The following is a 15,418-nucleotide window of genomic DNA, read 5'->3' on the forward strand; positions in this document are numbered from 1 at the left end:
CGCGGAGTAACTTGTGATGCTGATAATCTTGTTGACTATCAGTCTGACTCCACAAGCACCCACACGAATTGCTTGATTCAGTTGTTAAAGAGCGGTTGGTTTAGCTTTCGCTGAACCGAGGCGCGCATTCTACAGCAGCCTCTGTTGCTGTCAAGCGGTTATTTAAGATGTTTTCAAAGTTTCGCTTGGAAATCTTTAACAACATCAACCACTTGCGCTTTCGATCTCTCGTTAGCGGGAGGCGAATTCTACAGCGTTACACGCTGCTGTCAACACCTCATTTCCTGCTTCGATGACTTGAAGCTGACACTGCCGAAAACCAATCCAACTCATTGAAACTCAAGGAGTTTTCCGTTTCGACTGCGCCGGAAGTGGGGCGAATTATAGACAGATACAAATCCGAGTCAAGGGTTAATTGAACAAAACTATCAATCAACCCTGAGCCCCCCCAGTTTTACTCGGCTTTCAGCGTGATTCGCGCGAAAGCCTTCTTGCCTGCCTGACACACATGGGTCGAGCCCAGTGCATATATATAGGTGCGATCAACCACCTCACCATCTATACGCACACCACCCGACCCCAACAGATCACGCGCCACTGCAGAGTTCTTCACCAGGCCTGCCTTATTAAGGACAGCTGCAATCGGCATATCCTCAGTTGCAGTCAGCTCGATCTCTGGCAGATCATCAGGCAGTTCGCCCTCCTTCATACGGTTGCCGGCGCCGCGATGCGCATTGGCAGCAGCCTCCTCACCATGGAAGCGGGCAACAATCTCTTCAGCCAGCTTGATCTTGATATCACGAGGGTTGGCACCGGCTTCGACTTCAGCCTTGAATGCATTGATTTCGTCCATGGAACGAAAGCTCAGCAATTCAAAGTAGCGCCACATCAGAGCATCAGGAATGGATACCAGCTTGCTGTACATAACACCCGGCGCTTCCTGGATACCGACGTAGTTACCCAGGGACTTGGACATCTTCTTGACGCCATCCAGCCCTTCAAGCAAAGGCATGGTCACGATGCACTGAGCTTCCTGACCATAGCCACGCTGCAACTCACGCCCCATCAACAAGTTGAACTTCTGATCGGTACCACCCAGCTCAACGTCCGCCTTGAGAGCAACCGAGTCGTAGCCCTGTACCAGCGGATAAAGGAACTCGTGAATGGCGATAGGTTGATTGGTGGTGTAGCGCTTGTCGAAGTCATCGCGCTCAAGCATGCGAGCAACGGTGTACTGCGATGTCAGGCGAATGAAGTCGGCAGGCCCCATTTGATCCATCCAGGTGGAGTTGAAGGCCACCTCGGTTTTTGCCGGATCAAGGATCTTGAACACCTGAGTCTTGTAAGTCTCGGCATTCTCGAGCACCTGCTCACGCGTCAGCGGTGGACGCGTTGCACTTTTGCCGCTTGGATCACCGATCATCCCGGTGAAATCGCCAATCAGGAAGATCACCTGATGGCCCAGTTCCTGGAACTGGCGCAGCTTATTAATAAGCACGGTATGGCCCAAGTGCAGATCGGGCGCCGTAGGATCGAATCCGGCCTTGATACGCAATGGCTGGCCGCGCTTGAGTTTCTCGACCAGTTCAGACTCGACCAGTACCTCTTCGGCACCCCGCTTTATTAGCGCTAGCTGCTCTTCAACCGACTTCATATCAGACCCGTGAGGCTATAATTCAAAGGGAACCAACGATACAAGATCAGGGACTAATTACAAGTTCCGGCGGGCATACGGCTGCTTATCCGCGCGCGAATAGCTCACAGACTTGCTTCAAGGTCGATTTGGTTATATTTTATACAGTTATTTCATATTCATTGTGTCAGTCATCTTTTCCAATTCATCCTTTATCTCAAAGTCAAAATCATCTATGACCAGTCAACCGCCTAAAGCGCCACCGCTTTATCCGAAGACCCACCTGCTTGCCGCAAGTGGTATCGCCGCTCTCTTAAGCCTGGCCTTGCTGGTGTTTCCCTCCAGCGAAGTAGAAGCCAAACGAACGACCCTGAACCTGGAGCTGGAAACCCCGGCTGAACAACTGACACAAGATCAAGACGCTGCAGAACTCGTTCAAGCCACAAATGAAGCGAATCCATCGCCATTTGCGCAGATCGAGCAGCAGGACAGCGCCCCGGTTGCGACCGCCAAAGTCGCGCCTGAAGCGGCCCCTGCGCCAAGCCACCGCGAAGTGATCGTCAGCAAGGGCGACACGCTCTCGACCCTGTTTCAGAAGGTTGGCCTGCCGGCCAGTTCTGTGCATGAAGTGCTGGCCAGCGACAAACAAGCCAAGCAATTCAGCCAGCTCAAGCACGGCCAGAAACTCGAATTTGAAATGAGCCCGGACGGCCAGCAGTTGAACAAACTGCACAGCCAGGTCAGTGACCTTGAGACCATCACCCTCAACAAAACCGCCAAGGGCTATGCCTTTCGCCGCGTCACCACCCTGCCTACCATGCGCTCGGCCTATGCTCACGGCGTGATCAGCAGCTCCCTCTCTGTTTCGGGTCAGCGCGCAGGCTTGCCGCACAGCACCACGATGGATATGGCCAAGGTATTTGGTTATGACATCGACTTCGCCCAGGACATTCGCCCAGGCGACCAGTTTGAAGTGATCTACGAGCAGAAGGTGATCAACGGAAAAACCGTCGGCACTGGCAATATTCTCTCTGCACGCTTCACCAACCGCGGTAAGACCTTTACTGCCGTGCGTTATACCAACAAGCAGGGCATCAGCAATTACTACACCGCTGATGGCAATAGCATGCGCAAGGCATTTATCCGTACTCCGGTAGACTTTGCCCGTATCAGCTCGCGCTTCTCCTCAGGCCGCAAACACCCGATCCTGAACAAGATCCGTGCCCACAAGGGCGTCGACTACGCAGCACCACGCGGTACCCCGATCAAGGCTACCGGTGATGGCAAGGTACTTCTGGCGGGCCGTCGCGGCGGTTACGGCAATACCGTCATCATTCAGCACGGCAACACTTACCGCACCCTTTACGGGCATATGCAAGGCTTCGCCAAAGGCGTGAAAACCGGAGGTTCGGTCAAGCAGGGCCAGGTGATCGGCTACATCGGCACCACCGGCCTTTCCACCGGCCCACACCTGCACTACGAGTTCCAGGTCAATGGCGTACACGTTGACCCGCTGGGCCAGAAACTGCCAATGGCCGACCCGATTGCCAAAGCCGAGCGCACTCGCTTCATGCAACAGAGCCAGCCGTTGATGGCTCGCATGAACCAGGAAAAGGCCACTCTCCTGGCCTCGAGCAAGCGCTAAGCCATGGCCCTTTATATAGGCGTGATGTCCGGTACCAGCCTGGATGGCATGGACATCGCTCTTATAGAGCTGGGGCCCGCTATCACGCTACGCGCCACCCATTACATCCCCATGCCGCAAGCACTGCGTAGCGAATTGCTGGGTTTGTGCGCAAGCGGTCCTGATGAAGTGGCCCGCTGCGCAATCGCCGAAAATCACTGGGTCGAGCTGGCCGCACAGGGCGTCAACGCACTCCTTGCACAGCAACAGCTCTCCCCCGCAGATATTCGCGCAATCGGCAGCCACGGCCAGACCATACGACACGAACCCGCCCGCGGCTTTACCGTACAGATCGGCAACCCGGCGCTATTGGCCGAACTGACCAACATCTGCGTTGTAGGTGATTTTCGTCGTCGCGATGTGGCTGCGGGAGGCCAGGGCGCACCTTTGGTTCCCGCCTTCCACGAAGCCTTGTTCACGGATAAAACCGGGAACAGGGCCGTGCTAAACGTAGGCGGATTCAGCAACTTAAGCCTGATTACTCCTGATTCTCCCGTCGCAGGGTTCGATTGCGGCCCAGGAAACGTCCTGTTGGATGCCTGGATACAGGAACGGCGCGGTGAGCTCTACGACCGTAACGGTGACTGGGCTGCGAGTGGCAGGGTTGAACCGCTGCTGCTCAACGCATTGCTCAGCGATCCGTTCTTCCAGACCAAAGGCCCGAAAAGCACTGGCCGTGAGGTCTTCAACCTCGCCTGGCTGAAACAGCATCTTTTCAACTTGCCGACCTTCCCTGCCGAAGACGTTCAGGCAACCCTGCTGGAGCTGACTGCGCAGACTATCGTACAGTCGCTGCACACAGCACAGCCACACACTGACGAACTGCTGGTATGCGGCGGCGGTGCTCACAATGCAACACTGATGGCCCGCCTGGCTGAGCTGTTGGCGCCCACCAAAGTGAGCAGCACCCAAGCCAAGGGCGTTGACCCCGACTGGGTAGAGGCAATGGCCTTTGCATGGCTTGCCCACTGCTGCCTGGAAAGCATCCCCACCAACCGCCCCAGCGTCACGGGCGCACGCGGCCTGCGTGTATTGGGTGCTATCTACCCCGCCTGACCCGTCCCGATAGATTGCAGACAGCAAAACGCCGCGAATCTACGCGGCGTTGAGTTTGAAGCCTGTTCGACGAAATCAGATCGAGAACGATGAACCGCAACCACAAGTAGTGGTGGCATTCGGGTTCTTGATCACAAAGCGTGAACCTTCCAGACCTTCCTGATAATCCACCTCGGCACCTGCCAGGTACTGGAAGCTCATTGGATCGACCACCAGGCTGACGCCTTCGCGCTCAACCAGGGTGTCGTCATCGGCCACTTCTTCATCGAAGGTGAAACCATACTGAAAACCGGAACAACCGCCGCCCGTAACGAATACGCGTAACTTCAAACGATCATTACCCTCTTCATCGACCAGGCTCTTCACCTTGTGCGCAGCACCTTCGGTGAATTGCAAAGCCATGGGGGTGAAGGATTCGACGCTCATGCTGACTATCTCCCGGCGCTATGCCGCCATAATGCGTGATGAAGCGCATTATCCGCTTCTCCTAGAAAAGCGGTCAACTATTCATAAGTAGCAACGGCAAGTGAAGCACTGCTCACTTGCCGCTTGAAGCGTGAAACCCGGACTGCTGTTAAGGCAACATCCCAGCATGGGACAAGCCCAGACGCTCATCCAGACCGAACATGATGTTCATGTTCTGCACAGCCTGGCCAGACGCGCCCTTGACCAGATTGTCGATGACCGACAAAACCACCACCAGATCACCGTCCTGTGGCCGATGCACCGCAATCCGGCACACGTTGGCACCGCGCACGCTACGGGTTTCCGGGTGACTGCCGGCGGGCATCACATCGACGAAAGGCTCGTTGGTATAACGCTTTTCGTAAAGCGCCTGCAAGTCGACAGAGCGATCCACTACGGTGGCGTACAACGTGGAGTGAATACCACGGATCATCGGCGTCAGATGCGGAACAAAGGTCAGCCCGACATCCTTACCCGCTGCACGACGCAGGCCCTGGCGAATTTCCGGCAGATGACGATGACCTTTAACGGCATACGCCTTCATGCTTTCTGACGTTTCGGCATACAACGCACCCACACTGGCGCCCCGACCGGCACCGCTTACACCCGACTTGCAGTCCGCGATCAACTGCGAAGTCTCAGCCAGTCCCGCTTCCAGCAGAGGAAGAAAGCCCAACTGGGCCGAAGTCGGGTAGCAGCCCGGCACAGCGATCAGCCGAGCCTTTTTGATTTGCTCACGGTTCACTTCTGGCAAGCCGTATACAGCCTCATCCAGCAACTCAGGCGCACCGTGGGGCTGACCGTACCACTTGGCCCACTCTTCTGCGTCCTGCAGACGGAAGTCAGCCGAGAGGTCGATAACCTTGGTGCCAGCAGCCAGCAGCTCGCCAGCCAGGGCATGGGCTACGCCGTGAGGAGTAGCAAAAAACACCACATCGCACGCACCCAGGGTTTGCGTGTCCGGCACGCTGAAGGCGAGGCCATCATAGTGGCCGCGCAGGTTTGGATACATATCGGCAACTGGCAGGCCAGCCTCGGATCGAGAAGTGATCACAACCACTTCAGCCTGCGGATGCTGTGCCAGCAAACGCAGTAATTCGACCCCGGTGTAACCCGTGCCGCCGACAATACCGACCTTGACCATAACCTGCCCTCAACGAAACCACTGGAAAGCCTTCGATAATAGGGACACAGCGCCCCTGCGACAACCGCCAAGGTGACTCCCGCACGCTCTACTACTACTATTTGATCTACCGTGAACCTGGGAATAACTAAAAATGCTTTATCTATGGCTCAAAGCCTTCCATATCATCAGCATTGTCTGCTGGTTTGCTGGCCTGTTTTACTTGCCTCGCCTCTTTGTTTACCACGCACAAAGCGAAGATTGCGTCAGCAAAGAACGATTCAGCATCATGGAGCGCAAGCTGTATCGCGGCATCATGGGCCCGGCAATGATCGCCACCCTGATATTCGGCGGCTGGTTGATCAGCCTCAACCCTAGCGGCTATTTCAGCCAGGGCTGGATGCACGTCAAGCTGACGCTGGTGATACTGCTGATCGGCTATCACCACATGTGCGGCGCGCAGGTCAAACGCTTTGCCCGTGGTGAAAACAAACGCACTCACGTGTTCTACCGCTGGTTCAATGAAGTGCCGGTCGTATTTCTGCTGGCGATCGTAATTCTGGCGGTGGTCAAACCGTTTTAAGCTCACTCCTTAACGATCCGAGGTTATCCAATGTCACTGCCCGCCTTGCTTGAACAACGCTTGCGCCTGCCGGTAGTTGCCGCTCCCATGTTTCTGATTTCCAACCCTGAACTTGTCATCGCCTGCTGTCGCAACGGGGTTGTAGGCAGTTTCCCTGCACTCAACCAGCGCGAGAGCAGCGGGTTCAAGGCATGGCTTGAGGAAATAGAGGCAGGGCTGGCCACATTGGATAACCCTGCGCCCTACGCCGTGAACCTGATTGTGCATAACAGCAACCCACGGCTGCAGGCGGATCTGGGGATCTGCATCGAGCACAAGGTGCCTATCGTCATTACCAGCCTGGGAGCCGTCAAAGAGTTGGTGGATGCCGTCCACAGCTATGGCGGCCTGGTGTTCCACGATGTCACGACCCGACGCCATGCAGAAAAAGCCGCAGAAGCCGGGGTGGACGGCCTGATTGCTGTCGCAGCAGGTGCCGGCGGTCATGCTGGCACTTGGAGCCCCTTTGCACTGCTGGCTGAAATCCGGCAGTTCTTTGACAAAACCGTACTGCTATCTGGTTGCCTGAACCACGGCCACGAAATTCTGGCAGCCCAGATTATGGGCGCAGACCTTGCCTACCTCGGTACACGCTTTATCGCAACCCAGGAAAGCCATGCGCCTGATGCCTACAAAGAGATGCTGCTGGCTTCCCGCGCTGCCGATATCATCCACACTCCGGCCGTATCGGGAGTACCTGCCAGTTTCATGCGCCAAAGTCTTGAAAATGCAGGTTTCGACCTCGCTGCACTCCAGGGCAAAAGCGAAAACGGCGCTGGCAACAAACTTAAACCGCTCACAGATGAAGCCAAGGCATGGAAAACGGTCTGGTCAGCTGGCCAAGGCGTAGGCGAAATCCACGACCTGCCAACCATTGACCAATTGATCGCACGCCTGGATGAGGAATATCGCAAGGCGCAAATCCTTGGCGTAAATCTCGCACGGCATTGGCCACATCGCTGATCGTGACAGGCCCGCCAATCCAGGCGAGCCTGTGCTCAATACATCCGGACAAGGAAGCCTCAATGCCCGAGCTTAGCCTGGACAAAACACCTCAAGAGCAATACGCGCCGTTGGACCCTGCAGGATTCAGCGGCCGGATCGGGCGTATGCGGTTGCTGGCCTGGAGCATGGTCATCAGCCTGATCGCCATGGTGACGTCCATTCTGGTGCTGCTCGCAGTCAAGGTATCGCCTACCCTCGGCATTACCTGCGGCGCAGTCCTGACACTCGCCTGGTTCATTGTCAGCCTGAGAATTTGCGCCCAGCGCCTGCATGACCTGAACTGGTCGGCCTGGATGCTGTTGCTGCATCTGGTGCCTGTGGCCAATCTGGTCCTGACCCTTATGATGCTGCTGATGCCCGGCACCCCGGGCCCCAATAAGTACGGACCACCGCCACCGCCCAATAGCCGGTCGGTTACTGTAATTGCCTCGATCACCATTTTTTTGATCGGATTGGGCATTTGCGCAATGGTTGCCCTCTTTGCTTTGGGCCTGCTGAGTGCGTTGATCAACGCAGTCAACAGCAACAGCCTGTAGACTGCGCGCCTTAATGAACGCGTTAACGCCAGGGACATCATTGTCACCGGACTGTACCGTTGCAATGGAGAACAGCATGACCCGTTACGCTTTAATCACTGGTGCCACCAGCGGCATTGGCCTGGCTCTGGCTGAGGCCCTCGCCCGACGTGGGCGCAGTCTGATTTTGGTGGCCCGCCAGCGGGATGCGCTGGAAACCATTGCCCTTGAGCTGACCCAGCGTTTCGGCGTCGAAGTACTGTTCCGCGCCTGTGATCTGGGTGAGCCCCTGCGCTTGTCCGGTTTTCTGCTGGAACTTGAAGAAGGCGACCGCCAGATCGACCTGCTGGTCAACTGCGCGGGCATCGGTACCTGCGGCCCGTTTCTGGCCCACGACTGGAGCGCCGAGCAGGATCTGATCGAGCTTAACGTGCTCGCGCTCACCCGTCTGTGCCATGCCATCGGCAATATGATGGCGGTTCAGGGCGGCGGGCAAATCCTCAATGTTTCCTCGATCGCAGCCTTCCAACCCGGGCCGTGGCTGAGCACGTACTTCGCCAGCAAGGCCTATGTACTGCACTTTTCCGAAGGCTTGCGCGAAGAGGTGAAGAAAACCGGCATCAAGGTCTCGGTGCTTTGCCCCGGCATCACCCGGACCCGTTTTTTTGATGCGGCCAAGATGAACACTGACGCCATCAAGCAAAACGCCAGTGCCATGACCCCCGAAGAAGTTGCGCTCTACACCGTGCGCGCCCTCGACAAGAATAAGGCAATCATCATTCCCGGGCGACGCAACCGCTGGATCACTCGTTTCCCACGCGTACTCTCGCGGTGGATGACACGAAAAATTGTTGCCTCGGTTAACAAATCCTACTGCCCACGTTAACGAGGCTGGGCGTAACTCACAGCCCTGAGTACACTCAGACCGGACTTCACTCACGGAGACACAGCTTTGGATACTCTGTTCACCAAGATCATCAACCGTGAAATACCTGCCAAGATCATCTATGAAGATGATCAAGTGCTGGCTTTTCACGATATCGCCCCACAAGCGCCCATCCACTTTCTGGTCATTCCGAAAAAGCCGATCCGTACGCTTAACGACCTGACCGAAGAGGACAAGCCACTGGCAGGCCATATCCTGTTCACGGCTCAGCGCCTGGCCAAGGAACTGGGCTGCGAAGACGGTTTTCGCGTGGTGATGAACTGCAATGAAAAGGGCGGCCAGACGGTCTACCACATTCATATGCACGTGCTGGGGCAGCGCCAGATGAACTGGCCGCCGGGTTGATGGGTACTGGTTTCTGACGTGGGAGCCGCACGGCTCCTGCGTAACCCGTGATCCAACGCAAACCCCGCCCGCCCGATTGGGGTAAACTGACCGCCGTGATTTTTTCCGGAGGTAAGCATGACTACCCAACGTCACTACTCGCCGATTGACCGTCTTCTGTTACAAGCCGATACCGCCTTGCGCACACTGCTGCCGTTCAGCGGTCAGCCGCATCGCCCATCGCCTGCCATCGTCAAACCTGAAAACCCGCTGGAGCCACAGGCCAAGCGCCATGTTGCCGGTCTGATGCGCATCAACCATACCGGCGAGGTCTGTGCTCAAGCCTTGTATCAAGGCCAGGCGCTGACAGCCAAGCTGCCCCATGTACGCGAAGCGATGGAGCATGCTGCTGAAGAAGAGATCGATCATCTGGCCTGGTGCGAGCAGCGCATCCGCCAACTGGGCAGTCACCCTAGCGTGCTGAACCCGTTGTTTTACGGCATGTCTTTCGGGATCGGCGCAGCAGCAGGGTTGATTAGCGACAAAGTCAGCCTGGGGTTCGTGGCTGCGACCGAAGATCAGGTGTGCAAGCATCTGAATGAGCATCTTGAGCAACTACCCGCTGAAGACGAAAAATCCCGGGCCATTCTTGAGCAAATGCGTATCGACGAAGAGCAGCATGCAGAGTCCGCACTCAATGCTGGCGGCTTTCGCTTCCCTGCTCCGGTGAAGTTCGGCATGAGCCTGATGGCCAAGGTCATGACCAAAAGTACTTATCGCATTTGACGGCTTGCTCGCGAAGCTAGAACCCAGCCTGTCAGCCATGCCGAGTCGCTGCATCGCAGGCAAGCCAGTTCACACAGGTATTGGGTCGCTCAGAAACCTGTGGCAACACCAAGACAGCAGCTACCAAAGGTGGCTTGTGACAGACAAAAAAGGCGACTACCTCTCGGTAGCCGCCTTTTTTAATAGCGGAAATTTACGCCATGTTGCGTGCGTAGAAAATCTCCAGCATTTCGTGTTTCACACGCTCAGTAACCTGCACGCGTTGTTCTGCCGACAGGTTGCTGGTGGCGTCGCCGAACAGGTAGTTATCCAGTTCGAACTCCTTGAGCAGCATCTTGGTGTGGAACAGGTTTTCCTGGTACACATTCACGTCGGTCATCTGGTAACCGTCGCGGGTGTCTTCGGAGAGGTAGTTCTGGATCGAATTGATCTCGTGATCGATAAAGTGCTTTTTGCCTTCAACGTCACGGGTGAAACCCCGCACACGGTAATCGACAGTCACAATATCCGAATCAAACTGATGGATCAGGTAGTTGAGAGCTTTAAGCGGTGAAATAACGCCGCACGTCGACACATCAATGTCTACACGGAATGTTGCGATACCGTCCACCGGGTGAATCTCCGGATAGGTGTGCACCGTGATATGACTTTTGTCGAGATGAGCCAGGATGGTCTCGGGCAGCGGGCCTGGGGACTCTTCGATCTGGCTTTCGGTAGGAATTACCGGCTGCTCGGAGATCAGAATAGTCACGCTGGCGCCTTGCGGGTCGTAATCCTGACGGGCGATGTTCAGGATGTTGGCACCAATGATATCAACCACATCTGTAAGGATCTGCGTCAGGCGTTCTGCGTCGTACTCTTGATTGATGTACTCAACATATGCCTGCTGGTCTTGCGGGGTTTCCGCATAACAGATGTCATAGATGTTGAAGCTCAAGGTCTTTGTCAGGTTATTGAACCCGTGGAGCTTGAGTTTGCTTTTCACCGTTATAAAACTCTCTATGTCGATGCGGCTCGGCCGCGTGATCCAGCATGCCCGTCAAGTGCGTAGGACGCACCTGCGTAGGACGGTTAACACCTCTTCGCGATGGCGATTTTGGTTATCTGTTCGGACATGCGGCCGGGAATCAACCCCGCCACTACCCTGAAAAAAGTGGCGCATTATGCAGACGTCAGCGACTGATCGCCAGAGTCTGCATCGCATTTATGAAAAATGAATGTCCACTCAGGCCAGTTCAATAATTTCATAATCATGGCTAATGGCAACACCGGCTGCGCCGAGCATGATCGATGCCGAGCAATACTTCTCGGCCGACAGCTCAATGGCACGCTTGACCTGAGTTTCTTTCAAACCACGGCCCTTGACCACAAAGTGCAGATGGATCTTGGTGAAAACCTTGGGATCTTCGGTGGCGCGATCTGCCTCCAGGAATGCCTCGCAGCTTTCAACCGCCTGTCGCGATTTCTTGAGAATGCTGACAACGTCAAAGTTGCTGCAACCGCCGAGCCCCAGCAGCAACATTTCCATCGGACGTACGCCCAGATTGCGACCACCGCTTTCAGGCGGGCCATCCATCACGACAACGTGGCCACTGCCTGATTCGCCCAGAAACATGGCTTCGCCAGCCCATTGAATGCGTGCCTTCATCGCCCAGACTCCACTGTTTTAAAAGGGGCGCCAGCTTAGCACAGGGCCAGATACTGATTACTCGCTACACTAAAGCCGTTCTCTTACAGACCAGTCAGAAAATTCTACAAACCCCATAGAACCTGTCTGGTAAGCTGGCGCCAAATCGCTGGCGCCAGTCAGCGAGCGCTCTATATAAAAATAGATCTAAACCTTACTGTGCACGCTTTGCGGGATACAACCATGGTTGCTCTTACTCCCATACCCAAGATCAAAAACCTCGACAAGTTTTTGACTTTTTGCCAGCGCAAACGTTATCCGGCCAAGAGCAATATCATCTGCGCCGGCGAGTCTTCACATACCCTGTTCTTCATTATCAAAGGCTCAGTTACGGTTGTGATTGAAGATGAGGAAGGTCGTGAAATGATCATTGCCTACCTCAACAGTGGAGATTTCATCGGCGAGCTGGGGCTGTTTGAACAATCAGGACAGGAGCAAGCGCGCAGCGCATGGGTTCGGGCCAAGACCGAGTGTGAAGTAGCTGAAATCAGCTACCCGAAATTCAGAGAATACACCCAACAAGAGCCAGAAATTCTTTACGCGCTAAGCGGTCAAATCGCACAGCGCCTGCGTAATACCACGCGCAAGGTGGGTGATCTGGCGTTCTTTGATGTGACAGGAAGAGTCGCTCGTTGCCTGCTTGAGCTATGCAAGCAACCCGATGCCATGACTCACCCGGATGGTATGCAGATCAAGATCACCCGCCAGGAGATCGGCAGAATTGTTGGCTGTTCGCGGGAGATGGTAGGGCGTGTACTCAAAAGTCTGGAAGAACAAAACCTGGTCAGCGTTAAAGGCAAGACCATGGTCGTGTTCGGTACGCGTTAAGGTTTGAGCAAGGGCGCCAGAATCTGTTGATAACTGGCACTCAAGTGCTCAAAGAAGTCAGGGGCTGCAAAGGCTTCGTGCAAGGCAATATGGCTGTCGGCAAGGCAGCGTTGCTCCAGATCGCACAACACATTGAAGCGATTGACCGCCGCCACCATCGACTCACGCTCGTTATCCACCAGCAATGCGCCATGCACCAGGCCGACAGGTCGCTGCCCGCCTTGGCTCTGACGCCAGCGCTGAGCGGTACCGACCAGTTTTCGCGCATTGAGATTGACGTTGAAACGGCCATCACAGAAAGCGCCTTCAACCTCACCCAAGGACGCCACGCCACCCAACTGCGTCAGTAGATCGCAAACAGGCTCGCACAAGCGGCGATACGCAGTTTCGATGCGACCATGATCGCCTTCACTGCGTGACGGTGCATACACCAACGCGATATTGACCGTCGATGCAGACTGGGGCACAGGCTCACCACCGGTTTCACGCAGCAGAATCGGCCAGCCGCTGGCAGCCAGTTCGACACTGGCCTGCTCAAAACCCGGTAAACGACTCAAGCGCCGCGGCATGACCAACGCTCGATCGGTGGGTTGCCAGAACAGCACCCCCGCTTCCAGTTCCCCAGCGCAGACCGAAGCAAGCAGATCCTGCTCGGCCTTGAGGCCGGCTTCGACAGTGAGTTGTTTGATCAGGGGCATGCGAATCCTTCCGAACGCAGAACAACAAGAACAACTGTGGGAGCTGGCTTGCCTGCGATGCAGGCGCCGCGATTTATCAGGTAAGTCGCGGTGATGCCATCGCGAGCAAGCCCGCTCCCACAAAAGGCCGTTTCCCACAGATAGTTTTGGAGTGTCAGTCCAGTGTCGAACCCGTCACGGGTAGAGCTCGTTCCGGGAAGAACAAACGCTGCAATTCATTACCCGGATTCTCGGCACGCATAAAGGCTTCACCCACCAGGAAGGAATACACCTCGCTGATTTCCATCAGCTCGACATCGGCACGGTTAAGAATGCCGCTTTCGGTAATCACCAGACGGTCACGGGGAACGCGGGGCAACAGATCCAGCGTGGTTTCCAGGCTGACCTCAAAGGTATGCAGGTTGCGGTTGTTGATGCCCACCAGCGGCGTGTCGAGGGTTTTAAGGGCGCGCTCAAGCTCGTCGCCATCATGCACTTCAACCAGCACATCCAGCCCGACGCTTTTGGCAACTGCCGCCAGCTCGGCCATTTTCACGTCGTCCAGAGCTGACACGATCAACAGCACGCAGTCAGCCCCCAAGGCACGGGCTTCAACGATTTGATACGGGTCGATCATGAAGTCCTTGCGGATTACCGGCAAGGTACAGGCCGCACGGGCCTGTTGCAGGTAGGCATCAGCGCCCTGGAAGTAATCGATATCGGTCAGCACGGACAAACAGGTCGCGCCGCCCGACTGGTAGCTTTTAGCAATCTCGGCAGGCACGAAGTGCTCGCGAATCACACCCTTGCTCGGCGATGCCTTTTTGATTTCAGCAATCACCGCAGGCTGTTTTTTCCGGGCCTGCGCCAGCAAGGCACTGGCAAAACCACGAACAGGATCAGCCTGAGCCGCCAAACGCTCAAGTTCAGCCAGACTCACCCGCGCACTGCGCTCGGCAACCTCCTGAACTTTACGCGCCAGAATGTTTTCCAGAACGGTTGGCACACTCATGCTTCATTCTCCTGCTTGAAAATCGCGGTAAATGCGCCCAGCTCTTCGAGCTTCTCCCGGGCCAACCCGGTGTGCAGCGCGTCGTGCGCCAATTCCACACCTTCTTTGAGTGTGTAGGCAAGGTCCGCGGCGTAAAGAGCAGCACCTGCATTGAGTACAATCATTTCAGCCGCTTTCTGGCCCGCTTCGGTTTTACGACGGCCCAGGGCATCGCGGATCAACTCCAGCGATTGTTCAGGACTGTCGACCACCAGGCCAAACAGGCTTTGGCTCTTGATGCCCAGGTCTTCAGGCTGGACCCAATACTCCTTGATCTCACCCTTATGCAGCTCCGCCACAAAGGTCGGTGCTGCCAGGCTGAACTCATCCAGGCCATCCTGGGAATGCACTACCAACACATGCTTGCTGCCCAGACGCTGCAACACTTCAGCCAGAGGCCGGCACAGCGCCTGATTGAAAACGCCCACCACTTGATGCAATACACCAGCCGGATTCGTAAGCGGGCCAAGCATATTGAACAGGGTACGCAAGCCTAGATCGCGACGGGGAATGGCCGCGTGTTTCATGGCGCCATGATGGCACTGCGCGAACATAAAGCCGATGCCTACGCTGTCGATGCAGCGACCAACCTGTACCGGCGTCAGGTTCAGATACACACCTGCAGCTTCAAGCAAATCTGCACTGCCGCTCTTGCCGGACACGGCACGGTTGCCGTGTTTAGCCACGGTGCAACCGGCAGCTGCAATCACCAGAGCGGAGGCTGTCGATACGTTGAAAATATTCGCGCCATCACCACCGGTACCCACAATGTCGACCACACCATCGAGGGTGTTGAGTTCAACCTTGTCGGCCAGTTCGCGCATTACGGTTACAGCACCGACGATTTCGTCGATGCTTTCACTCTTCATGCGCATGCCCATCATGAACGCGCCAATCTGCGCCTCGGTGCATTGACCGGTCATGATGTCGCGCATCACATCGCGCATCTCATCGGTGGTCAGGTCGAGATGACCGACGATACGGTTCAGGGCTGTCTTGATATCCATTTGAAGTCC

At 55.8% G+C, this 15,418-nt stretch carries 17 protein-coding genes; 9 read left to right on the forward strand and 8 right to left on the reverse strand.

Going from position 1 to position 15,418, the window contains the following annotated elements; translation table 11 throughout:
* Positions 1 to 454: 454 nt before the first annotated feature.
* Entirely contained in the window at positions 455 to 1,654 is a 1,200-nt protein-coding gene (tyrS, locus tag ACZRMH_RS00005) for a tyrosine--tRNA ligase (RefSeq protein ID WP_464011583.1), read from the reverse strand.
* Between the two features lie 214 nt (positions 1,655 to 1,868).
* On the opposite strand from tyrS, the gene ACZRMH_RS00010 reads away from it, so the two are divergent.
* Both ACZRMH_RS00010 and ACZRMH_RS00015 read left to right on the forward strand, forming a co-directional pair.
* On the forward strand, positions 1,869 to 3,278 hold the full coding sequence (locus ACZRMH_RS00010; protein WP_464011584.1) for a peptidoglycan DD-metalloendopeptidase family protein: 1,410 nt from the start codon (positions 1,869 to 1,871) through the stop codon (positions 3,276 to 3,278).
* A 3-nt stretch (positions 3,279 to 3,281) separates the two neighbouring features.
* Positions 3,282 to 4,373 carry an anhydro-N-acetylmuramic acid kinase gene (locus ACZRMH_RS00015; protein ID WP_464011585.1) on the forward strand — a complete coding sequence of 364 codons (1,092 nt, stop codon included), beginning with the start codon at positions 3,282 to 3,284 and terminating at the stop codon, positions 4,371 to 4,373.
* Positions 4,374 to 4,448: 75 nt separating this feature from the next.
* Here ACZRMH_RS00015 and erpA read toward each other — a convergent pair whose 3' ends face one another.
* Positions 4,449 to 4,799: an iron-sulfur cluster insertion protein ErpA gene (gene erpA / locus ACZRMH_RS00020; RefSeq protein ID WP_016782396.1), complete on the reverse strand. Its 351-nt coding sequence runs from the start codon at positions 4,797 to 4,799 to the stop codon at positions 4,449 to 4,451.
* A 148-nt stretch (positions 4,800 to 4,947) separates the two neighbouring features.
* Positions 4,948 to 5,982: an N-acetyl-gamma-glutamyl-phosphate reductase gene (argC, locus tag ACZRMH_RS00025; protein ID WP_464011586.1), complete on the reverse strand. Its 1,035-nt coding sequence runs from the start codon at positions 5,980 to 5,982 to the stop codon at positions 4,948 to 4,950.
* Positions 5,983 to 6,115: 133 nt separating this feature from the next.
* On the opposite strand from argC, the gene hemJ reads away from it, so the two are divergent.
* The 6 genes from hemJ (at position 6,116) to coq7 (ending at position 10,159) form a co-directional block, all read left to right on the forward strand.
* A complete protein-coding gene (gene hemJ / locus ACZRMH_RS00030; RefSeq protein WP_464011587.1) occupies positions 6,116 to 6,544 on the forward strand; it encodes a protoporphyrinogen oxidase HemJ in 429 nt (142 codons plus the stop codon).
* A 30-nt stretch (positions 6,545 to 6,574) separates the two neighbouring features.
* Positions 6,575 to 7,546: an NAD(P)H-dependent flavin oxidoreductase gene (locus ACZRMH_RS00035; protein ID WP_464011588.1), complete on the forward strand. Its 972-nt coding sequence runs from the start codon at positions 6,575 to 6,577 to the stop codon at positions 7,544 to 7,546.
* A 62-nt stretch (positions 7,547 to 7,608) separates the two neighbouring features.
* Complete coding sequence (locus ACZRMH_RS00040; RefSeq protein ID WP_464011589.1) at positions 7,609 to 8,124, forward strand: DUF805 domain-containing protein; 516 nt, start codon at positions 7,609 to 7,611, stop codon at positions 8,122 to 8,124.
* Between the two features lie 76 nt (positions 8,125 to 8,200).
* Positions 8,201 to 8,989 (forward strand): SDR family NAD(P)-dependent oxidoreductase, encoded by a 789-nt coding sequence (locus ACZRMH_RS00045; RefSeq protein ID WP_464011590.1) that lies wholly within the window; start codon positions 8,201 to 8,203, stop codon positions 8,987 to 8,989.
* 66 nt (positions 8,990 to 9,055) lie between these two features.
* A complete protein-coding gene (locus ACZRMH_RS00050; RefSeq protein ID WP_083369746.1) occupies positions 9,056 to 9,394 on the forward strand; it encodes a histidine triad nucleotide-binding protein in 339 nt (112 codons plus the stop codon).
* 117 nt (positions 9,395 to 9,511) lie between these two features.
* Positions 9,512 to 10,159, forward strand: a complete 648-nt coding sequence (gene coq7 / locus ACZRMH_RS00055) for a 2-polyprenyl-3-methyl-6-methoxy-1,4-benzoquinone monooxygenase (RefSeq protein ID WP_464011591.1) — start codon at positions 9,512 to 9,514, stop codon at positions 10,157 to 10,159.
* 193 nt (positions 10,160 to 10,352) lie between these two features.
* Here coq7 and speD read toward each other — a convergent pair whose 3' ends face one another.
* Positions 10,353 to 11,144: an adenosylmethionine decarboxylase gene (speD, locus tag ACZRMH_RS00060; RefSeq protein ID WP_464011592.1), complete on the reverse strand. Its 792-nt coding sequence runs from the start codon at positions 11,142 to 11,144 to the stop codon at positions 10,353 to 10,355.
* A gap of 240 nt (positions 11,145 to 11,384) precedes the next feature.
* Complete coding sequence (locus ACZRMH_RS00065; protein WP_464011593.1) at positions 11,385 to 11,807, reverse strand: OsmC family protein; 423 nt, start codon at positions 11,805 to 11,807, stop codon at positions 11,385 to 11,387.
* Between the two features lie 222 nt (positions 11,808 to 12,029).
* On the opposite strand from ACZRMH_RS00065, the gene crp reads away from it, so the two are divergent.
* Positions 12,030 to 12,674 (forward strand): cAMP-activated global transcriptional regulator CRP, encoded by a 645-nt coding sequence (crp, locus tag ACZRMH_RS00070; RefSeq protein ID WP_464011594.1) that lies wholly within the window; start codon positions 12,030 to 12,032, stop codon positions 12,672 to 12,674.
* Here crp and ACZRMH_RS00075 read toward each other — a convergent pair.
* The 3 genes from ACZRMH_RS00075 to trpD all read right to left on the reverse strand — a co-directional run bounded on the left by ACZRMH_RS00075 (position 12,671) and on the right by trpD (position 15,409).
* Positions 12,671 to 13,372, reverse strand: a complete 702-nt coding sequence (locus ACZRMH_RS00075) for a lipoate--protein ligase family protein (protein ID WP_464011595.1) — start codon at positions 13,370 to 13,372, stop codon at positions 12,671 to 12,673. The two genes, crp and ACZRMH_RS00075, sit on opposite strands and share 4 nt — an antisense overlap.
* 154 nt (positions 13,373 to 13,526) lie before the next feature.
* Positions 13,527 to 14,363, reverse strand: coding sequence for an indole-3-glycerol phosphate synthase TrpC (gene trpC / locus ACZRMH_RS00080; RefSeq protein ID WP_464011596.1), 837 nt, complete (start codon positions 14,361 to 14,363; stop codon positions 13,527 to 13,529).
* Positions 14,360 to 15,409 (reverse strand): anthranilate phosphoribosyltransferase, encoded by a 1,050-nt coding sequence (gene trpD / locus ACZRMH_RS00085; RefSeq protein ID WP_464011597.1) that lies wholly within the window; start codon positions 15,407 to 15,409, stop codon positions 14,360 to 14,362. Before trpD ends, trpC begins: the two co-directional genes overlap by 4 nt.
* Between the last annotated feature and the right edge of the window lie 9 nt (positions 15,410 to 15,418).

This window comes from Pseudomonas sp. B414 (genome assembly GCF_055408445.1).